General features: G+C 57.2%; 13 protein-coding genes. All 13 read left to right on the top strand.

What is annotated here, in order from left to right; genetic code table 11:
• Window positions 1-337: 337 nt before the first annotated feature.
• The 13 genes from pgaA to PSEBG33_RS29230 all read left to right on the top strand — a co-directional run bounded on the left by pgaA (window position 338) and on the right by PSEBG33_RS29230 (window position 22,163).
• Window positions 338-2,818 (top strand): poly-beta-1,6 N-acetyl-D-glucosamine export porin PgaA, encoded by a 2,481-nt coding sequence (pgaA, locus tag PSEBG33_RS25910; protein WP_005783591.1) that lies wholly within the window; start codon window positions 338-340, stop codon window positions 2,816-2,818.
• Window positions 2,819-2,830: 12 nt separating this feature from the next.
• Window positions 2,831-4,834 carry a poly-beta-1,6-N-acetyl-D-glucosamine N-deacetylase PgaB gene (pgaB, locus tag PSEBG33_RS25905; RefSeq protein ID WP_005783593.1) on the top strand — a complete coding sequence of 668 codons (2,004 nt, stop codon included), beginning with the start codon at window positions 2,831-2,833 and terminating at the stop codon, window positions 4,832-4,834.
• Between the two features lie 2 nt (window positions 4,835-4,836).
• A complete protein-coding gene (pgaC, locus tag PSEBG33_RS25900) occupies window positions 4,837-6,177 on the top strand; it encodes a poly-beta-1,6-N-acetyl-D-glucosamine synthase (protein ID WP_005783595.1) in 1,341 nt (446 codons plus the stop codon).
• Window positions 6,178-6,179: 2 nt separating this feature from the next.
• The gene (pgaD, locus tag PSEBG33_RS25895) at window positions 6,180-6,662 is read left to right on the top strand and encodes a poly-beta-1,6-N-acetyl-D-glucosamine biosynthesis protein PgaD (RefSeq protein ID WP_005783596.1); all 483 of its coding nucleotides are present in this window, start codon (window positions 6,180-6,182) and stop codon (window positions 6,660-6,662) included.
• A gap of 413 nt (window positions 6,663-7,075) precedes the next feature.
• On the top strand, window positions 7,076-8,797 hold the full coding sequence (locus tag PSEBG33_RS25890) for a ShlB/FhaC/HecB family hemolysin secretion/activation protein (protein ID WP_005783598.1): 1,722 nt from the start codon (window positions 7,076-7,078) through the stop codon (window positions 8,795-8,797).
• Between the two features lie 30 nt (window positions 8,798-8,827).
• The gene (locus tag PSEBG33_RS25885; protein ID WP_005783599.1) at window positions 8,828-17,113 is read left to right on the top strand and encodes a DUF637 domain-containing protein; all 8,286 of its coding nucleotides are present in this window, start codon (window positions 8,828-8,830) and stop codon (window positions 17,111-17,113) included.
• Window positions 17,110-17,466, top strand: coding sequence for a hypothetical protein (locus PSEBG33_RS25880; protein ID WP_003187492.1), 357 nt, complete (start codon window positions 17,110-17,112; stop codon window positions 17,464-17,466). Before PSEBG33_RS25885 ends, PSEBG33_RS25880 begins: the two co-directional genes overlap by 4 nt.
• Window positions 17,467-17,685: 219 nt before the next feature.
• The gene (locus tag PSEBG33_RS25875) at window positions 17,686-18,282 is read left to right on the top strand and encodes an imm11 family protein (protein ID WP_005783602.1); all 597 of its coding nucleotides are present in this window, start codon (window positions 17,686-17,688) and stop codon (window positions 18,280-18,282) included.
• Window positions 18,283-18,397: 115 nt separating this feature from the next.
• On the top strand, window positions 18,398-18,841 hold the full coding sequence (locus PSEBG33_RS28295) for a hypothetical protein (protein WP_005783605.1): 444 nt from the start codon (window positions 18,398-18,400) through the stop codon (window positions 18,839-18,841).
• Window positions 18,842-19,109: 268 nt separating this feature from the next.
• On the top strand, window positions 19,110-19,583 hold the full coding sequence (gene comJ, locus PSEBG33_RS25870) for a competence protein ComJ (protein WP_005783607.1): 474 nt from the start codon (window positions 19,110-19,112) through the stop codon (window positions 19,581-19,583).
• 1,312 nt (window positions 19,584-20,895) lie between these two features.
• Complete coding sequence (locus PSEBG33_RS28305; protein WP_232289401.1) at window positions 20,896-21,267, top strand: hypothetical protein; 372 nt, start codon at window positions 20,896-20,898, stop codon at window positions 21,265-21,267.
• A gap of 210 nt (window positions 21,268-21,477) precedes the next feature.
• On the top strand, window positions 21,478-21,870 hold the full coding sequence (locus PSEBG33_RS25865) for an SMI1/KNR4 family protein (RefSeq protein ID WP_106117644.1): 393 nt from the start codon (window positions 21,478-21,480) through the stop codon (window positions 21,868-21,870).
• Window positions 21,871-21,938: 68 nt separating this feature from the next.
• Window positions 21,939-22,163 (top strand): hypothetical protein, encoded by a 225-nt coding sequence (locus PSEBG33_RS29230; RefSeq protein ID WP_133634227.1) that lies wholly within the window; start codon window positions 21,939-21,941, stop codon window positions 22,161-22,163.
• Window positions 22,164-22,172: the final 9 nt, after the last annotated feature.

Here is a 22,172-nt window from a genome sequence, read left to right on the forward strand (position 1 = left end):
CGCTGAAAATGCAATAAAAAAATGTGGGAGCAGGCTTGTGTGGGAGCAGGCTTGCCTGCGATAGCATCGCCCCGGTCTGGCTGAACGACCGCGGTGCCTGCATCGCGGGCAAGCCCGGCTCCCACACAAACCCGGCTCCCACATTCGTTTTGTGTGAGGGCAAAAAATCGCGATCGCACAATTCTGAACAATTGTTCTGAATTGTACTTCCCCCTACGTCGCTAAGAGATAGTTCCTACAGGAAAGCTAGGTCGGGTCCCGAGACGCCGACACCCTGATGCGTTTCGCTCAGGACCATCTATCGTTAGGGCTTTCCGTGTGTAAGGAAGCTCACGATATGCTGCGAAACCTCCCCTACAGTGCTTCAGGCCGGTTGCGTCTGCTTATCGGGGCCGCCCTGTGCAGCCAATTGCTGGCCCCTGGCCTTGCGTTTGCCGATCCCGCCTACGATGCCCTGATCATCCAGGCCCGCAACGGTCACTTCACGCCGGCGTTGACGCAACTGCGCCAACTGTCTGCCGAACGCCAAACCCCAGGCCAGGTCAGCGACCACCTGGTGATTGCCGGTTGGGCCGGGCAAGACGACGAAGTGCTCAAGGTGTACGAAGCACAAGGTAAGCACCGCAACCTCACCACCCAGGCACTTGCCACGGTGGCGCGCACCTATCGCAATCAAAAACAATGGGCTCAGGCCGAAGCGGTCTATCGCCAGGCGCTGCTGCGTGAACCGAATAACGTCGACCTGCAACTGGGCCAGGCCCTGACCCAGGCCGATGGCGGCAAGGCCAACGAAGCGGTGCAACGCTTGCGCACGATGGTGGCGGCGCAACCCAATGACCCGAACCGCCGCATGGCCCTGGGTTATGCGCTGACACGCGCCGGCTTGAATTACGACGCCTTGTTCGAGTTCGACCAAGCCTTTATCCGTGCCGGCGACAAGCCGGAAGTGGCCCGTGAATACATCGTCGCCCTGCAAAAGGCGCGCTTGCCCGAAGCCGCCCTGCGCCTGTCGGCCAAGCGCCCGGGCCTGGTGGACGCGGTCACCCAGCGCCGCCTGGAAGGCGACCTTGCCGCCGAGCGTGTGCGCATGGCCGAGTTCGCTACGCGTACCGAAAAAGAACGCTACGTCATCGCCGATCGCGCCTTGCAGGATTACGACAAGCTGATCAGCCGCTGGGCCCCGGACGCCACTGCCCACGACGACGTCGTGCGCTGGCGTATCGACCGGCTTGGGGCACTCAAGGCCCGTGCACGCACCGCTGAGGTGATTCGCGAATACGAAGTGCTCACCGCCCAAGGCGTGCAGTTGCCGACCTACGCCGTGCGCTGGGTCGCCGCATCCTACCTCGACCAGCGCCTGCCGGAAAAAGCCGCGCCGCTGTATCGCCAGGCGCTGACTGCGGCGGATGCCGACGTCGGTGATCATGTCAAAGACAGCACCGCCCTGTTCTACGCCTTGTTGGAAAACGATCAGGTGGATGAGGCGCGTGCGGTCGCCACGCAGTTGGCCAGCACCGAAAAGCCTCGGGTTGAACTCAAGGGTTTGCCTATCGGCAACCCTAACGACGAATGGATGGACGCCCAGCAATTGGCGGCCCAGGCCGGTACCTATGGCGCCGACCTGAATGCCAGCGAACAGGCGCTGGAAGACCTGGGGAGCAAAGCTCCGGGCAGCATCGGTGTACGTTTGGCACAGGCAGAAATGTACCGTGCCCGTGAATGGCCCAGACGCGCTGAAGACTCCCTCAAAGAGACCGAAAACCAGAGCCCCCGTGACATCGGGGTGGAAATGTCCCAAGGCTTCACCGCGTTGGACCTGCAGGAATGGCGGCAACTGGACCTGCTCACCGATGACGTCGTTGCCCGCGCCCCGGACAACCGCCAGGTACAGCGCCTCAAACGCTTGCGCGACGTGCACGACATGGCCGAAGTGCGGGTGGAAGCCTACACCGGCAAAAGCTTCGGTGGCGGCAACAACCAAGAGGCCGGCGCGGTGTCGGGTAGCCGTGACTGGGGCATAGAAAGCGTGATCTACACCCCGCCCATCGACGAGGACTGGCGCCTGTTCGCCGGTGTCGGTTACGGCACTGCCGATTTCGCCGAAGGTACCGGCCATCACCGTTGGCAGCGTGTGGGCGTGGAGCGGCGCACCCGCGACATGACCATCGAAGCCGAAGTGTCCAACCATTCTTATGGCGATGGCGCCAAACAAGGCGCGAGCGTGTCGATCGCCCGCGACATCAACGACCACTGGCAGTACGGCGGCAGCCTTGGCTACCTGCTCAACACCACACCGTTGCGAGCGTTGAATGAAGGTGTCACGGCCAACGGCGGCAGCGGTTTTATCCGCTGGCGCGCCAACGAAAGCCGCGAGTGGAAACTGGCCGTCAGCCCGTCGCATTTCAGCGATGGCAACGACCGCGTCGAAGCCTTGCTCACCGGCCGCGAAGGCATCTACAGCTCGCCCAAAGTGCAAGTAGAGCTGGGCCTGGAAGTCGGTGCCAGCCGCAACAGCAAGGAAGACACGATCTACTTCAACCCCAAGTCCGACTTCAGCGTGTTGCCTACCGTCAACGTCAACCATGTGCTTTATCACCGCTACGAAACCCAGTGGAGTCAGCAGTTCCAGCTCGGTGCGGGTACCTATAGCCAAAAGGATTACTCCACCGGCGGCGTCGGCTTGATCGGGTACGGCCAACGCTTTCGCTGGAATGACGTGCTGGAAGCCGGCGCCAACCTGAGCCTGGTCAGCCGACCTTACGACGGCGAGCGCGAACGCGATCTGCGCCTGCTCCTGGACCTCACTTACCGTTTCTAGAAGAGCCTGACCATGACCCTCCTCAGTCGTTTTTTTCTGGTCCTGGGTGTAATGCTGGCCGCCGCATGCGCCCAGCAACCCGCGCCATTCGTTCCACCTGCCGAGCGGCCGACACTGGCCAGCGAAGCGCCGTGGCCGAAGAACCATTTCCTGGGCATTGCCTACCACGACGTCTCGGACAACGACCCTGACCAGGCCGTGGTGGCGGTGCGTACCGAGCGCTTGATCGAGCAATTGGCCTGGCTGCGCGAGAACGGTTACCAGGCGGTCAGCGTGGATCAAGTCCTTGCTGCGCGCCGGGGCGGGCCGACACTGCCGCCCAAGGCCGTGATGCTCAGCTTCGATGACGGCTATTCCAGCTTCTACACCCGTGTGATGCCGATCCTGCGGGCCTACAATTGGCCGGCCGTGCTGGCGCCAGTGGGCAGTTGGATCGACACGCCGCTGAACCAGCCGGTGGACTTCGCCGGTACACCGCGCCCACGGGGCGACTTCCTGACCTGGCAGCAGATTCGTGAAGTGTCCCGATCGGGCCTGGTGGAAATCGCCGCCCATACCGACGCCAATCACAAAGGCATACTCGCCAATCCCCAAGGCAACCTCGAACCGGCGGCCACCACGCGCCGCTATGACCCGGCGACCGGCCGCTATGAAACCGAAGCGCAGTTCCAGGCGCGGATGCGTACTGACGTAGCAGCCATCTCCAATAAAATCCGTACCGTCACTGGCAAGGCTCCACGGGTATGGGTGTGGCCGTATGGCGCGGCCGATGGCACCACCCTGGCCGTGGTCGGTGAGCACGGCTATGAGATGGCGCTTACGCTGGATGACGGTTTGGATGATTCCAACAAGCTGATGAACAGTCCGCGCTTTTTGGTGGCCTCCGACCCGGATGGTGAGCACTTCGCCAGCAGCATGGTTTCGGTTCAGGCCAAGGCACCGTTGCGCGTCGTGCATGTGGACCTGGATCAGGTCTATGACCCCGACCCGGTTCAACAGGCGCACAACCTCGATGTGCTGGTGCAGCGCGTGGTGGACATGGGCGCCGTCACGGTGTTCCTGCAAGCCTACGCCGACCCCAAGGGTGATGGCCTGGTGCATTCGGTGTACTTCCCCAACCGCCACCTGCCGATGCGCGCCGACCTGTTCAACCGCGTTTCCTGGCAGTTGCATACCCGTGCCCACGCCAGCGTGTTTGCGTGGATGCCGGTGCTCAGTTTTGCCCTCGACCCCAAGCTGCCACGCGTGACCCGCTGGGACCCGCAGACCGGCAAGGTTGCTACCGATCCGGATCAATACAAGCGCCTGTCGCCCTTTGATCCGAAAGTGCGGCAGCTCATCGGCGAGATCTACGAAGACCTGGCGCGTACCAGCAACAGTGCCATCGACGGCGTGCTGTATCACGACGATGCGCTGCTAAGCGACTTTGAAGACGCTAGCCCCGCCGCACTCAAGGCCTATGCTGCCCAGGGCTTGCCGGACAATATCGCTGCGCTGCGTGCCGACCCTGCGGTGATGCAGCGTTGGACTCGCTTCAAGAGCCGCTACCTGACTGATTTCACCAACGAGCTGACCGTGAAGGTGCGCGCCATTCGCGGCCCGCAGATCCTCACCGCTCGCAATATCTTCGCCGAGCCGATGCTCAACCCCGGCAGCGAAGCCTGGTTTGCGCAGAACCTCGATGATTTCCTCAAGACCTACGACTGGACGGCGCCCATGGCCATGCCGCTGATGGAAGGCCAGTCGCTGAAAGACTCCAATGCCTGGCTGGAAAAGCTGGTGGCCACGGTCAAGGCACGCCCCGGCGCACTGGAAAAGACCGTCTTCGAACTGCAAGCCAAAGACTGGCGCACCCAGGCCGCGCCGGATATCAGCGCTGAGCAATTGGCAGAGTGGATGGGTGTACTCAAACGCCAGGGCGTCACCAGTTTCGGCTACTACCCGGACAACTTCCTGGAAAACTCCCCGGACTTGAAGACGATACGTCCGGCCCTCTCCAACCAATGGAATCCTTGATCATGTTCGACAGAATCCTGGCTCTATTCGTGTTGGCGCTGGTATTGGGCTTGCCTCTGGGCCTGATCTTCCTGATCACCGGGCAGTTTCTGATGGACTTCGTGTTCTTCTACCCGCTGTTCATGTCGGCGCTGTGGATCGCCGGCGGCTTGTACTTCTGGCTGCACTGGGAGCGCCATTGGCCGTGGGAGGAAGACACCCCGGCGCCGACCCTGGCCGGTAACCCGCTGATTTCGATCATCATCCCTTGCTACAACGAAGGCGATAACGTCGCTGACACGATGGCGGCCGCGTTGGCCCAGGTGTACCCAAACATCGAAGTGATCGCGGTCAACGACGGCTCCAGCGACAACACCGCAGCGGTACTCGATGCCCTGGCACTGCAACACCCACGCCTGCGCGTGCTGCACCTGGCGCAGAACCAGGGCAAGGCCGTGGCCCTGCGCATGGGTGCGGTGGCCGCCCGCAGCGAATACCTGGTGTGCATCGACGGCGATGCGTTGCTCGACAAGAACGCGGCGGCCTACATGGTCGCGCCGATGCTCGACAACCCGCGCCTGGGCGCCGTCACCGGCAACCCGCGCATCCGTACCCGTTCCACCCTGATCGGCCGGGTGCAGGTCGGCGAGTTCTCCTCGATCATCGGCTTGATCAAGCGCACCCAGCGGGTGTTCGGACGGATCTTCACGGTCTCGGGTGTGGTGGTGGCGTTTCGCAAGAAGGCGCTGGACCGCATCGACTACTGGAGCACCGACATGATCACCGAAGACATCGATGTCAGTTGGAAGCTGCAACTGGATCATTGGTCGATCTTCTACGAGCCGCGTGCCCTGTGTTGGATCCTCATGCCCGAGACCGTCGGCGGCCTGTGGAAACAGCGCCTGCGCTGGGCCCAGGGTGGCGCCGAAGTGCTGTTCAAGAATATTCGCGGCATCTGGCAATGGCGCCATCGCTACCTGTGGCCGCTGCTGTTCGAATACTGCCTGTCCACCGGTTGGGCCTTCACCTTCCTGCTGTCGGTGATCTTCTGGGCCGTGGGTAAATTCGTCACGCTGCCGGCGGCGATTACCGTGGACTCGTTGGTGCCACCCGCGTTTACCGGCCTGGTGCTGGCGATGGTGTGCCTGCTGCAGTTTGCGGTCAGCATCCTGATCGACCGGCGCTACGAAAAAGACCTGTGGAAAACCCTGTTCTGGACCGTGTGGTACCCGATGGTGTTCTGGCTGGTGAGCCTGTTCACCACGCTGGTGAGCTTTCCCAAGGTGTTGTTCAACCAGCATCAAAAACGCGCACGCTGGGTCAGCCCGGACCGTGGCATCAAACCTGCCCAAGAGGAGGCGTGAGCATGAAACTGGTCAGAACTCGCCAGAGCCCTGTGATGTGGATCATCGATGTGTTGCTGACCCTGCTGGCCTGGGGCGGGCTGGTCTGGCTGCTGGCACGTGGCATCGGCGCCATGCTCGAGACCCATGGCGGCCCACGCATCGAGGCGCCGATCTTTGCCGCGCTCAACACCTTGCAGATCTACCTGTGGATCGCCTTGTTCAACGCGTTGATCCTGATCGGCTGGGCGCGCTATCAACAGCGCCGCGGCCGCCAGTTTGCCCAGCGCCGCGCAGAGGCCAATGCCCTGAGCGACAAGCACCTGAGTGAAAGCTTCAACCTGGGCGATGGCGACCTGGAACAACTGCGCCGCCCTGGCGTGCTGGTGATCCACAACGATGAAGAGGGCGGCGTCGAAGAGGTGAAGTCCCACGTCTCCCGCGACGTCGAACGCCCTGGACTGACCCTGGTACCCGGCGCCGACAAAGACAAAGGCATTGGCTGACATCCTCAATGCTGCGACTACCCAATGTGGGAGGGGGCTTGCTCCCACATTGGTTATTTCCCACCCTTTAGATTGCAGTGGTTCAACCCTCTCCTTGGAATTCCGATAAATGGGATCCAATTCACAAAACCCCCGCGAACTTTTCTCCTTTTCTCGGTACTAACCTAACTCGACGAAACTTGATGGCTAAATAATGGCAATCAAAAAACCCTTCGTCGAATTGCCATCAAAATCGCTGCCACTTGTCGGAATAATCACTTCCGTTGAAAAGGCTCAGCCCTTTTGATGAAAATTTATATTTATTAATCAATAGCTTGAAGACTATTTCAGCGAACGGCCCAACTTCGCCCGTTTCTAGGCTAGCTGGAAGTTCGATGTTAGTTTCGCGGCCCTTGATTTTCGATGGATCGAACATGTCTTCGTTATTGCCACGGACTCGGTTTCTTCTCTGCACGTTCCTGCTCACCTGCCTGAGCCTGAACAGTGCATCCGCCGCCCCCACGCCTGGCGATCAGGACTTGATCCGTGACCGGCAGAATCGCCTGCTCGAAGAGCAGCAGCGGCGCCTCCAGGAGCTTCAGGACCTGCCCGGCAAAGCGGAAAAGCCCCAAGCCCCGGCAAGCCCTGCCGACACTCGGTGCTTCCCGATCAAAACCATCGAACTCAAAGGTGCCGACAGCCTGCCGGCGCCCGAGCGCGAGCGCCTGCTCAAGCCCTACATCGGCCAATGCCTGGGCGTGTCGCAGCTTAACGATTTGCTCAAAACCATCACCGACTACTACCTCGGCAAAGGCCGCGTTACCAGCCGTGCCTACCTGCCGCAACAGGACCTTTCCACCGGCCACCTGCAAGTGCTGGTGGTGGAAGGCAAGCTCGAAGCCCTGCGGAGCGCCGAAGGCAGCACAGTGACCGACCGCGAACTGGCCATGGCCTTTCCCGGCAAGGTCGGCGAAGCGCTGAACCTGCGTGAAATCGAGCAACTGGTGGACCAGCTCAACCGCCTGCCGTCCAAACAAGCGCAGATGGAGCTCACCCCCGGCAAGCAGATCGGCGGTAGCGACGTGGTGGTCAAGAACACCGCGCAAAAGCCCTGGCGCGCCAGCCTGTCGCGCAACAACGACGGGCAGAAAAGCACCGGCGAACAGCAATGGGGCGCTGGCCTGGAGTGGGACAGCCCCCTCGGCCTTGGCGACCAACTGATGCTGCGCGGCGGCCACGACGCCATCAGCGACCATCAGAAAACCTCGAAAAACACCATGCTTTACTACAACGTGCCCTGGGGCTGGTGGAACTTCAGCTACACCTACAGCGAGAGCGACTACCGCACCTACGGCATCGCCGACGGCTTCAAATACAAGCAGGACGGCGACAACCAGAACCACCAACTGCGCGCCGAGCGTGTGATCCACCGCGATGACGTCAGCAAGACCTCGGTCAACGTCGGCCTGGCGCACCTGCGCACCAACAACTACATCCTCGACGTGCGCACCGCGCCCAGCAGCAACCGCCTCAGCGAACTGCAACTGGGCGTCAACCACGGGCGGCGCATCGGCAGTGCCTTCGTCAACCTGGACCTGGGCATGCAAAGCGGCATCGGCCTGCTCGACGCCCAGGCCCAAGACGAGCGTGACCCAGCAGGCCGTCGCCAACCGAACTCGCGCTACCGCAAATACACCGCCACGGTCAGCTACCTGCAACCCTTCAGCCTGTGGGGCGAGTCGTTCAGCTTCAGCAGCCTGGCCACCGGGCAGCGCAGCGAAGACCCGCTGTTTTCGCCGCAACGCATGAGCCTCGGCGGCTCGGCCTCGGTGCGCGGTTTCAAGGACCAATTGCTGACCGGCGACAGCGGCGGCTACTGGCGCAACGAAGTGCGCTGGGCACGCCCGGTGACCCTCGACTGGATGCGTCCGGCGTTCTTTGAATACGGCGCGAGCGTCGGCTACGACCAGGGCGTGATCCGCAACGACCGCTACAACGACAACGTTCACGGACGGGTGTCCAGCAACTCCCTGGAGCTGTTCGCCCGTGGCAAACACGTCAGCACCAGCGTGACCTTTGCTCATTCGTTAGAAAGACCCGGTGTAGTTACCGAGCGCGAAGCGCCGATCTACTTTCGCATGGATTTCTTCCTGTAATTCAACGCCCCGCTGCATGAGAGCCTGACAATGGATGTTCGCCAATTCGCCTTCCTGGCCCGCCAACCTTCTGCCGCCCTGAAGCGCCGGGACGCGTTCTTCGGCCTGCCCAAGCGCGGGCTGGCGTTGATACTTGCCAACGCATTGTTCTGGCAGCCGCTGCTGGCCCAGGCCGAGGGCATTGTGGTCAGTGCGCCGGGCACCACCGTGGGCGCGGCGGGCAATGGCGTGCCGGTGGTGAACATCGCCACCCCCAATGGCGCGGGCTTGTCCCATAACCAGTTCAAGGACTACAACGTCGGCCCCAACGGCGTGATCCTCAACAATGGCAACGGTGCCATGGTCAACACCCAACTGGGCGGGATCATTGTCGGCAACCCCAACCTCAAGGGCGGCGCGGCGAACGTCATCCTCAATGAAGTCAACGGCGGCAGCCCCAGCCAGTTGCGCGGCTACACCGAAGTGGCGGGGCAGTCGGCCAAGGTCATCGTGGCCAACCCGTACGGCGTGACGTGCAGCGGTTGCGGCTTTATCAACACCCCCAACGTCACCCTCACCACCGGTAAACCGGTGCTCGACGCAAGCGGCCAGTTGCAGCGCTATGAAGTGGACGGCGGCGCCGTGACCATCGACGGCCAGGGCTTGAACGCCAGCAACGTCGAACGCTTCGACATCATCACCCGCTCGGCCAAGATCAATGCACAAATCAACGCCCGCGAACTCAACGTGATCGCCGGGCGCAACGACGTCGATGCACAAAGCCTGAAAACCACCGCCCGCGCCGACGACGGCAGCGCCAAGCCGGAGCTGGCGATCGACTCCTCGGCCCTGGGCGGCATGTATGCCGGCGCGATCAAACTGGTAGGCACCGAAGCCGGTGTGGGCGTGAAACTCGACGGCACCCTGGCCGCCAGTGGTGGCGATATTCAGCTCGACGCCAATGGTCGCTTGAGCATGGCGCAAACGGTGGCGACCGGTAACGTCAACGTCACCGCGCAAAACATCGACCTCACCGACAAGGTCTACGCCAACGGCAATGTGCAGGTCACCAGCGCCCAGGCCCTGGTCAACCGCAAGAGCATCGCCGCCGGCCAGCGCATCGAGATCAACGCGGCCAGCGTGAACAACCCGGGCATCATCGAAGCCGGCGTCGCCGCCGACAACAGCCGCAACACCACCGGCGATCTGGTGGTGAACGCGCAAACCGTCACCACCAGCGGCAACCTGCTGGCCAGCCGCGCCCTGGCGATTACCGCCGCGCAAGCGCTGACCAACCAGGGCGCGATCATCCAGGCCAAGACCGTCGAGGTCAGCAGCGCCAAACTCACCAACCAGGGCGCCAGCGCTCGCCTGTTTGGCGAGCAGAGCCTGGCGATCAACTCGCCGGCCATCGTCAACCTCGGCGGCTTGATCCGCTTCGGCGAAGGCCAGGCCGCCACGCTCAACAGCGCATCGCTGGACAACCGCCAGGGCCGTATCGAAATGGCCGGCGGCAGCCTGGTGCTCACCAGTGCCGAATTGAACAACAGCGGCGGGCAAGTTATCGCCAACGACCTGACCGTCAACGCCGGCAGCCTGAACAACCAGAACGGCGTACTGGTGGCCAAAACCGCGACCGTCACTGCCAGCAACCTCGACAACAGCCTCAAGGGCTTGATCCAGGCCGACGGTGGCGCGCTCAACCTCGCCGTTTCCAACACCTTCAACAACAACCAGGGTTTCGCCCAGGCCAGCACCGATCTGAACGTTACTGCCGGTACCCTCAGCAGCAACGCAGGCGGCGTACTGAGCGCCGACACCGGCAAGCTCACCCTCACCGCCGCGCAACAGCTCAACAACGCCCAGGGCCGCTTGCAGGCCGGGCAGGGCGATATCGAACTGCACGCCGCGAACCTGGATAACCAGAGCGGCACAATCGTCGGCAAGCAACTGCTGCTCGACGTGGCTGGCGGCGATATCGACAACCGCGCCGGGCGCGTGTTGGGCGACCACCTCGACGTACGCGCCTCGGGCCTCGACAACCGCAACGCTGGCCTGCTGGCCGGTGGCGCCCAGGGCGTAAGCCTGCTGCTCAAGGGCCCGGGTCAGTTGCTCAACGCCCAGGGCCGCATCCAGAGCGAGGGCCTGCTGCAATTGCAAGGCGAGCGCTTCGACAACAGCGCCGGCATCCTGCTGGGCCAGACCGTCGACGTCACCGCACAGACCTTCAACAACAGCAACAAAGGCGCGCTGGTCAGCGATGGCGGTGACGTTGTGCTCAAGGTCAGCGACCTGCTCACCAACGTCGGTGGCCAGATCGACGCGGGCGAACGCAGCGTGCTGGTCAAGCAACTCACCACTCTCAACAACGACGGCGGCACCCTGCGCGGCAAGCGCCTGGACATCGCCGCCCAGCACCTGAACAACGACAACGGCCAACTGCTGGCCGGCGCCGAAGGCCTGAGCTACAGCGGCCAGGATGTGAGCAACCGCAAGGGCCTGATCCTCAGCGGCGGCGCCCTCACCGAGTTGAATACCACCCGCCTGGATAACCAGGGCGGCACCGTGCAGGGCGACAGCCTGAGCGTCACCGCCAACAGCGTCGACAACGCCAGCGGCGGCCTGATGGCAAGCCTGGTCGGCAACCTGCAACTGACCGTCGAAGTCCTGGCCAACCGTGGCGGCAAACTGTTCGGCAAAGAACAAGTGACCGTCAGCGGCGCCACCCTCGACAATAGCGCGGGCGGCCAGGTCAGCGGCAATCAGATCAACCTGACCTCACGCGACACGCTCACCAACCAGGGCGGTTTGGTCGAAGCTAACCAGGGCCTGACCCTCACTGGCGGCAACCTCGATAACAGCGCCAACGGCCAACTGCGTGCCCTGGGCGGCGCCAGCAGCCGCGTCAACCTCAGCGGTGCGTTGAACAACCAGAACGGCACCCTCGAATTCGGCAGCCAGGCCTTCAGCCTTGACGCGGCCAGCTTCAACAACCAGAACGGGATGCTGCAACACGCCGGCACCGGCCTGTTCCACCTCAACACCGCCAGCCTCTCCGGCAGCGAGGGCAATATCCAGGGCATGGGCAGCGCCGACTGGGCCTTCGGCAACGTCGATGGCCTGGGCCGTGTGCAACTCAACGACGTGCTCACCTACAAGAGCGACCAGGGGCTTGCCCTCAAGGCCGGCGACCGCATGGCCAGCGCCAAGGGCTTGATCCTCAACGTGGTCAGCCTGGACAACGGCGGCGAACTGCTCAGCGACGGTGACATCAGCATCACCACCGGCGATATCACCAACAGCGGCCGCGTCTCGGCCCTGCAAACACTCACCGTCGCCGCCAACAACCTCAGCCAGAACGGCGGCCGCCTGGCCGCAACCAATGCCCGCCTGACCCTGGGCGGCACCCTGGACAACCTCGGTTTCCTCACCGCCCGCCAGCAACTGGATATCGCCGCCGCGCAAATCAACAACCGCGGCACCCTCGGTGCCCAGGGCGCAGTGAACCTCACGGCGGTCAACGGCATCACCAACGCCGCCGACACGCTGCTGTTCAGCGGCGGCGACATGACCCTGCGCAGCAATGGCTTCAGCAACAGCTATGGCGATGTCTACAGCAAAGGCAACCTGAGTTTCGCCGCCCGCGATGGCGGGCGTGCCGTGCTGTTCAGCAACCGCTCCGGCACCGTGGAAAGCGAAGGCTCAATTGGCATCAATGCAGGCTTTATCGAAAACGCCAAAGACGAATTCGAACTCGGGCAGACACTGACCACCGGCAGCTTGAGCTGGATTTGTGGCCAGCACTGCGGCGAGAGCGACAACTGGGAACGTGGCGAGATCACCATCTACGAGACGTACCTTGAGGCGGCGACCAAGGACTCGGTAGCGGCGCGCCTGGTGGCTGGCAAAAACATGCTGCTGCAAGGCGACAATGTGCAGAACCGCTACAGCCTGATGGCCGCCAATGGCGACCTGAGCATCACTGCCGGTGACCTGCTCAATCAGGGCGCCGCCACGCGCACGGGCCAGCGCAAGCTTGTCATCGGCACCCCAGGTCACGTCTCCGACGATTTGTTTGAACGCATGCAATATGTCGACGTGCCCGCGTTCAATGCGGCCACGGCGGCCGGGAATTTCGACAAGGCGCGCTTCGAAGAACTCAAAAGCCGCTCACCCAATAGCCTGCCGTTCGCCTACGCAAGTGACGTCACCACCTGGACCAACAACAGCGGCCCCGGCTACGACGCCACCCTGCAAGCCGGCGGCACGGTCAACCTCAACGTCGCCCGCACCCTGCAAAACGGCACGCTGCACAACAACACCCTGGCCCAGTTGACCGGCACCCTCGGCGACGACCAGACCGGCATCCCCGTCGGCGGTATCAACATCAACCTGAGCAAACACGCCAACGACCCGAGCGCCCAGGCGCCCGGCAGCGTATTGCCCGTAGTCGGTGTGGCCCCCGGTGGCGGCTTCGTGCCCGTGGACTACACCGGCACCGCCTTCGCGCCGGTCGACCCCACCAGCTCGCCGACCTTCCAACTGCCCAAGGGCGAGTACGGCCTGTTCGTCAAAAACGCCGACCCCACCAGCCACTACCTGATCGAGACCAACCCCGAATTCACCTCGGCGTCGGGCTTCTTCAGCTCCGACTACATGCTCGGCAAACTCGGTTTCAATGCCGACAATGCCTGGCGCCGCCTCGGTGACGGCCAGTACGAAACCCGCCTGATCCGCGACGCCGTCCTCGCGCAAACCGGCCAACGCTTCCTCGCCGGCGGCCTGTACAGCGACGCCGACCAGTTCCGCTACCTGATGGACAACGGCCTTGCCAGCAAAGACGCGCTGCGCCTGAGCCTGGGCGTGGCCCTCACCGACCAGCAAGTCGGCGCCCTGACCCACGACATCGTGTGGATGGAAAACCGCGTCATCGACGGCCAGACCGTGCTCGTACCGGTGCTGTACCTGGCCCAGGCCGACTCGCGCAACGTGCGCGGCAACAGCCTTATCCAGGGCCGCGACCTCAACCTGGTCACCGGCGGCAACCTGATCAACGTCGGCACCCTGCGCGCCAGCAACAACCTCTCCGCCATCAGCAGCGGCAGTATCTACACCGGTGGCCTGGTCGAAGCCGGCAACAACCTCAACCTGCTGGCCCAGGACAGCATCCGCAACGCCATGGCCGGCGAAATCCGCGGCAAACAAGTCAGCCTTACGGCGCTCAAAGGCGACATCACCAACGAAACCACCGCCATCCAGGTGCGTGACGGCGCCGGTATGCGCACCCTCACCGACACCAGCGCCGGCACCATCGTCGCCCGCGAAAACCTCGCCATCGACGCCGGGCGCGACCTCACCAACCGAGGCGCACTCACCGCTGGCAACGACGCTAATTTAACCGCCGGCCGCGACCTCAACCTCATCGCCGCCAGCGACACCAGCGTCAAACACGAGACACGCGACGGCGGCGAGAAATCCAGCATCACCACCGACGTCAAAAACCTCGCCGCCAGCGTCACGGCGGGCGGCAACCTCAACATGCAGGCCGGCCAAGACGTCAACATCATTGGCAGCAATGCCACCGCCGGCAAAGACCTCACCATCGCTGCCGGCCGCGACCTCAACGTCGCCTCGGTCAGCGACATGCACAACGTCGAGGGCAAGGAAAAGGACGGCAAAAAACGCATCAAGACCTCGGACGACCAGACCACTCAAGTGGCGAGCGTGCTGACGGCGGGTGGGGATTTTGTCAGCCAGGCGGGGCGTGATACCACGATTGTGGCGAGCAGGATCAGCGCGGGGAATGAGGCTTATCTGTATAGCGGGGATAAGTTGAGTTTGTTGGCGGCGCAGAACAGCACCTACAGCCTTTACGACATGAAGGAGAAGGGGGGCTGGGGCGCGAAGAAGACCAAACGTGATGAGGTGACCCACGTCACGAATGTGGGGACTGAGATCAAGACTGGTGGTGATCTGTCGCTGGTCAGTGGCGGTGATCAGTTGTATCAGCGGGCCAAGCTTGAAAGTGGTAACGACCTGGCCATCACCAGTGGCGGTGCGGTGACGTTCGAGGCGGTCAAGGACCTGCATCAAGAGAGCCACGAGAAGAGCAAGGGTGACCTGGCGTGGACCAGCGCCAAGGGTAAGGGGAATACCGACGAGACATTGCGTCAGAGTGAGTTGGTGGCGCAGGGCGAGCTGGCGATCAAGGCCGTGGACGGCTTGAAGATTGATGTAAGGCAGGTTAACCAGAACACGGTAAGCCAGACCATCGACGCGATGGTCCAGGCGGACCCAAGCCTCGCCTGGATCAAGCAAATGGAGCAGCGTGGCGATGTTGACTGGCGCGAGGTCAAAGAGCTGCACGACAGCTTCAAATACAGTAATTCCGGCCTGGGCGCCGGCGCGCAAATTGTCATAGCGATCATTGTTACCTACTTCACGATGGGGGCAGCAAGCGGCGCAATTGCAGCTGCTGGGACGGGCACGTCGATGGCTGGTGCGACGGCTGCTGCCACTGCCACATCTGCCGCAGGCTGGGCCAATGCTGCGGGCAGCGTTGTGCTTGCCGGTATGGCGAGTAATGGTGCGATCAGCACGATCAATAATCGTGGCAATTTAGGCGCAGTGGTCAAGGACGTAACCTCCAGCGATGCGATGCGGGGCTATGTTGTCTCGGGTGTTACCGCGGGGCTGACCGCAGGGTTCTACGACGACTGGACCAGCACGCAGACAGGCACTACTACTGCGCTGCCTAACTCGGGCGCAGTGACATCTGCGAGCCCATTGAGTACCTGGCAAGGTGTTGGTCAATTTACTGCGAATCAGGTTCTGCAAAACGGCACATCGGCCATCCTGACTAAAGCGCTGGGAGGAGAAGCCAGCTTCGGGGATGCATTGCAAAGCAGCCTTGCCAATGCATTTGCTGCCTATGGCTTCAACATGATTGGTGATGTCTCCAAGAATCGGTTCGCCGACGGCGGTATCACCAAGATTGGACTGCATGCGTTGATGGGCGGGCTGGCAGCTGAAGCTGCTGGCGGCGATTTCCGTACTGGTGCGTTGGCAGCAGGTGTGAACGAAGCCCTGGTAGACAGCCTCGCCAAACAGTACGCCAGCATGCCGGAGGATAAGAGAAAGAGCTTGCTGGTGATGAGCTCGCAGTTGATTGGTGTGCTTGCGGCGTCGGTGGACAGTGATGCTGACGGTGAGAGTTTGCAAACTGGAGCATGGGTGGCGGGCAGTTCGACACAGTACAACTACCTCAACCATGAAGAAAACCAAGAGCGCTGGGCTGCCAAGAAGAAATGCCAGGGAGGAGATAGTGCTGCGTGTGGGCGTGCTGACGCTCTGGATGCTCTAGATAAAAGTCGAGATTTGGCGCTAACCACAGCCTGCAGTGCGAATGGTGCAGGTGCTACCTGTCGTTCTTTACGGCGAGAAGCTTCGGAGGCTGCTCGAAGCCTTGTGGTTGCGAGATTTGGCCCTGAGGCTAAAGAGCAGGCTAAGCAAGTTGAGCAGAATAAAGAGCTTGCGGCGTATTCCATTGAGGCGGAGCTTCGAAGCATTAAGCAAGTAGATAGCCCGATTGCGCTTGCTCAGACAAAGCGCCTGGCTGAGCAGCTCGCTGAATTTGGTTCAGACTTCATTCCGGTTTACGGCGATGCAAAGGGCTTCTATGAGGCTGAGGATCCGTTTGACTATGCCATGGCGAGTATTGGACTCATCCCGGGCGCCGGGGATGCGGCACAAAAAGTTTTAGGTAAGGCTAAAAAGCTGTATTTGGAAGGAAAGGTTGCTGAGTCTGCGGATTTGGTAGAAGAGCTAGCAAAGAGCTTACCTTCAGGAGCAGGTCCTAAAAATCCACTTCTTGGTGATTCGCTACCCCGAAGCGGTGATCGTTTAGTTGTGAATCAAGGGCCCGTACCTACATGTGGTCACAACTCATGTGGCATGGTTTTGGATACCATGGGACATAAAGTAGACATAGGAAATCTGATTGAAAAGCTTCCACCCGGAAAAGACGGGATTTTCCCTCAGGACGTTGCGAATTTGATGAAGTCTGAGGGCGTCAACACGGCAGTTTATGCAAGCCGTAACGTTGCTGATTTGGCAAGATACACAGCAAACGGAACGCCTGTTATTGTCCAAGTGGTGGATAAAGCAGCGGGTACCGGATTTTCCCATTTTGTTGTGGTCGACGGCATTACGACCAGAAATGGCATTTCTGTCGTAGCAATTCGTGATCCTCATGGTAAGCAGTATTTTAGCCCCGCGACTACTTTTGAAAAGAATTTTTCAGGTTATGTTGTTGTTCCAAAGGATGCTCTGAAATGAAATTAAGCATTAAGTTTCCCGAGAATTTGTTAACCCACAGCCTGCTCGAGCAAAGGCTGATTCCTTGCATTTGCAAAATTGCAACGGAGTTTGAAATTGAATTTTTGGACCCTTTGCCAGAAGCTGCAGGAACCGTTCTGGAGTGGGATCGTGCAGAACTTGAAAAAAGAGCGATAGGTGGGGTAGGTGGGCAATACTCTCACTATGCACACGGTCGGGTGTCGTTAAAAAAAGTTGATATTGATATCTACCAAATATTGGATCTTGAAATGTTTTATAGGCTTTTTGGATGGTGCAGCATCTTGGAAGATGGCAACTATGCGCCGCCGGGGCAGTTTTGGGATGATGAATAAGTTGAAGAAAAGGGGACTGAAGAAAAGGGACAAGAAAAGAGGGCAGATTTATCTAGACTAGAGTTTAAAGGCTGTTTAGTCCTGAAGCAGGTGTAAACCTATTTCAGGACTAGACAGTCCCCTTTTTTCGTTGATTCGTGACAAAAATATTGGAAGGGATTAAGTCAGAAGCAGTAATCGTGGGTAGTGAAGTTGATAAATGGCTTACGAGGGACTGAAATGAGATATTACTTAATGCGACAAGATGTAACTGTCTGCGATAGGTGGGTGCTCGGAGATGTACATCATGTAGATAACTGGTATTTCAGTGATCCTGCAGTTAATTTTACGGAGCCAGGCACATATACCCTCGATGTAAGGTTCGACGGTAAAGAAGTTGATTATTCCCTCGCTGGATACGCCAGTGTTCCTGTTTTAAGCGAGAGGGCAAAAAATTCGCTCGCCGGTTTGCCAGAGATAGACGAAATTTATCAGCATGTCGTTTTTGAGCCGGTTAAGATAAACAATAAAGTGGTTTGCCAGAGCTATTTTTTGATGATTATAGAAACGCAAATCGATTGCGTGGATGAAAAGCGCTCTCGCTATAAAAAGTTTAAGGTAGATGATCCTGTTAGGCCAGATATGGCCGGCAACTATCGTGCTTTCTACAATTTGGTGGTTGACCCGGGTAGGGTCGGATCAAGTCATATATTTAGACTTAAAAAATATTTGAGTGCGATCATAGTAAGTGAAGAAGTGAAACGGCGACTTGTGGCAGCTGGTGTTGTCGGCGTACTGTTTGAATCTGTTAATGGTGATCAAGAAACCGTTACCTAGTTAGTCAGGTAGTTGGGGGAAGGCGGCGAATTTGCTTAATTCGTGGTGGTAGTGCAAAGGCCATTGATTAAATCTGCCCCCCTTTTGTTGTGTTTAATTACATGGGGGGCGATTTGTGTCGGACAAACAAGTATATGAGCTAACGATTGATGATCTTGATCGCTACAGCGTTTGGTTTTTTCCGATGGACGATACCGTGGAGGATGAGTTAACTGTACGCCCCCTCGCCGAGCAGGAAACGTGCTCAGACTTTCAGATTATCGTTCGAGCTGATTTTTTTGGTGAAAGACACTCTGTGTATCGCGGCTATTTGTATTGGAACTCCAATTCCGCAATTGAATGCTTAAAGCCTGTTGTATTGTCTGATAAGGGAGCCGTCGTAAATTTTTGGAGCGGTATAGTAACTCCCGCGTGGGAAAGTTCAGAGTTTGCCGGTTCGATTAGATCCGAGCTGCCTATTTCTTATGCCTCGGAATCGGTTTTCGATCTTCCTTCCATTTGCGGAAAGCTGGAGGGACTTTATTATCTTTCTGATGATCAGGTGTGCTGCGTTAAATGACGCGAGAAAAGGGGGGTGATTTATTTAAATTTGCGCTTGGATCTATTAAATAAATCTGTCCCCTTTTTGTTTTGCTAGAGAAGTGAAAAAAGGGAGCGGGAAAAAAGGGAGCAGATTTATCTGAATTTAGGGTTGAAAAATCTTTTAAACAAATCTGTCCCCTTTTTCTAATAAGCCCGAAAGATAATATGGGGGCTGGCGCATGTATAGGTAATGCATGTCGCGGACTGCCCGATGGCGAGAAAGTCAGAATTAAGGTGGTGGACTAATGGCTAGGTTTAGAGAAAGTATATATTTGTCTTATTCGCAATTTTGCGTGTTTTTGAGTTCGCTTGATCAGCCGTATAATGATTGGAGTGATCGTAGTTATGCGCAAGGATTTGCGTGGAGGTTAGGGAGTGTCTCTTTTAGAGCTTTGATTGACGAAGGGGATCATATAATTAGCTTTTTCATTAACGAACAAGTGCCCGCTATAAGCGCAGACGTGGTTTGGGCCTTTAAAGTTCCCTTCTCGGTAATAGATAGAAATATTGAGGTTGGTAGTATTTCGAGTACGGTTCCTCTAGAACTGCCTGAAGGAGATTATTCTCTTCAGGTCGAATTTATAAGACCCTCCTCAAGTGGAGTGTATGAAATAAATGTCCATTTGAATTTAGGGGACTGCGATTTTGAGGTGTTGAGAGCAGACGCCGAAATTGACGAGCAAGATGAGTTTGATATCGATGCGGTTCCTGCGGGATAAAATTTCGGAGAAATGGGGGCGGATTTATTTTAATTCGAGATAGCGGTAATAAAGCCTATTAAATAAATCTGTCCCCTTTGTTCTGCTGTTTGTCACGGTACTCCAGTCAGCAATATATTAAACCAAATTACAGGGTTTAATGGGTTTGCTACATTGCACGATGGTTGGATGATTAACTTGGAAGCTCACAAACAAGCTGATATGTCGTTTTTTGAAAATTTGGGCAGCATGCCGCCTGCTCTGCTTGTAAATTATGGAGCACTGTACGATAAGTACCGCCCAACAATTGAGTCGCAGAAAAAGCGTGAAAATTAATAAATGGCTTTTGGTAGTATTATTGTCGGCCTTGGCTGGCTGCGCACCTTCCCATTCCAATTGGGAAAATGGAATGAATCTATGGGTAGGTACTCATTTCGATTCCCACCTTTACAAAGACTGCACTCGAGGATGTGGCGACTCATATTGGTCGCCTGTAAATAAAAATAAGACCTTTGATAAGGTTGTTGATGAAAACGGAGGCAGGCGGTATTACATAACTTGGATTAGAGATTGCCGATATTCGGTTTTTGTCGCTGCGGATCGGCTAATAAAGTCATGGAGATACGAAACTTCTAACGTAAAAGGATGTTATGTCTTTTAACTGTTGTTTAAGGGAAAAGAAAAGAGAGAAAAGGGGGCGAGAGAAAAGGAAGAGAAAAGGGGGCGGATTTATTTAAATGGCTAAGTAAAAAATAAGTCTGTTTCGAATGGAGCTGCGATCGAAGGGGACAGATCTATTTGCATGGAGCCGTTTCGGTGAAGAGTCGAATATAGGATATATTTTTGTTTTTAGAGCAGAAAAGGGGGCAGATTTATTTAAATTAGAGTTGAAGAGCATATTAAATAAATCTGTCCCCTTTTGTTCCTTTTGTTCCTTTTGTTCGCAACGGCCCGTGAGAACTCTTGTCCAGGACGAATCAGGCCGGTATTGGTTGCAAGGGCAAGGTGGGGGAAAATTACCCCTTCAGGTTCTTACGATTTTGTCACATTGCCGGATGGGACTATCAAGGTAAGCCGCCCAAATGTGAATGAGCAATTTTCAACCCATCTGGGGTAGCGTGGGGGGGAAGTTAAATATGCCGGCTCTATACGCTTTGGTAATAATGACGGTCCAGAGCGAGGAAAAATAACAAGATGGGATAATAGTTCCGGTCATTATCAGCCACCTGCTACCCTAAAGGCTAACTCTGGGTTACCGGAAAACTCATTTAATCCAAGGAAATAGTTTGGTATGGATTCAAGATTGATATCACTCTGTAAAGAGTTGGCGAAAATGACTTCTGATCAGGCGGCAGCTTGGATATTGAGCCGGTACCCGCTTACTTCAGATAATTGGGGTGAAGCTTTATTACTCCTTCCTCATAGATCTTGGAAAAAACCAGAGCAGAAACGTTTAGCGGATTATTATTTTAAGAAAATTCCGTTCTCTAGCGCTAGAGGATATGAAACCTTCGCGTCAATTATGCCAGTTAAGTTAATGGTTGCATGCATTAACGATGCATTGCCCAAAGATCCTAGCAGGCTCGAGTTATTGTTTTATCATCTTGTCCCAGTGCTTAAGCGTTTTGCGAAGAATGATGCAGATCGAAAAATTATTGAGACTTTACTTTCGGCTTTTTCGATAAATTTTCCAAAAGATAATTGAGAACAAAAGGAGGCGGTTTGTTTGATCTTGCTAGAGAAGTGAAAAAAGGGGGCGGAAAAAAAGGGAGCAGATTTATTTGAATTAGGGTTGAAAAATCTATTAAAAAAATCTGTCCCCCTTTTCTGATTTCCGGATCAGCATCAGGGTGGAATACATCGTGCTGGAGGTGTGCCCAGAGAGATTTTTTCAGATAAAAAGTAGGGGGTGAAGGTGGATATTAAAACTTTTTTGAAGAGTAAGAAAGAAGAGCATTTGCTTGATGGCTTGGCTGCTGTAGATGATGTCAGTCTTAATGCAATAAAGGTAGGGCAGAAAAATGCTCCTGATGATTACTTGGAGTTTTTGCAGGAGTTCGGAAGTGGGGAAATTGAAACAGCCGGATTTATGCTTTATAACGGCCTCCTAGAGGCAAGTGATATTTTTGATGATGAGACTGCGGCGCAATTCGAAAGTGTTATGATTTTTGGTGATGATATGCAGGGGCGATGCGTCGGTTTTGATAAAAATGATAAATGGGCTGTAGTGAAAATAGACTCTGCAGATATGAGTGTTAAGAAGTTATGTGAAACATTTTCTTTGTTTGTTTATAGTTTGTTGAGGTGACTCTGGGAGAAAAGGGAAGGAAATGGGAAGGGAAAGTGATTAAGCCTAGATCAAGGTGGCAGGCGTTTTTGTTATTGTTGATTTATCTGTTTTTATTGTTTTTGTTGGTGGGGGTTATCGCAAAGCTCATGGGGGCGCTGGTTAATTATTCAAAGATTGGTGTATGGGACTTTAGTTGGGCTGAAATCGTAGATATGTTACCCGGTGTTTTTGCCTATGCAATACCTACTGGGGTAGGCGTTTGGATACAGTCCTGGTTGAAAAATCGTAAAGAGAGTGGCCAAGGGAATTGAGCGCAAAGC

It is taken from the genome of Pseudomonas synxantha BG33R (genome assembly GCF_000263715.2).
Classification (GTDB): Bacteria; Pseudomonadota; Gammaproteobacteria; order Pseudomonadales; family Pseudomonadaceae; genus Aquipseudomonas; species Aquipseudomonas synxantha_A.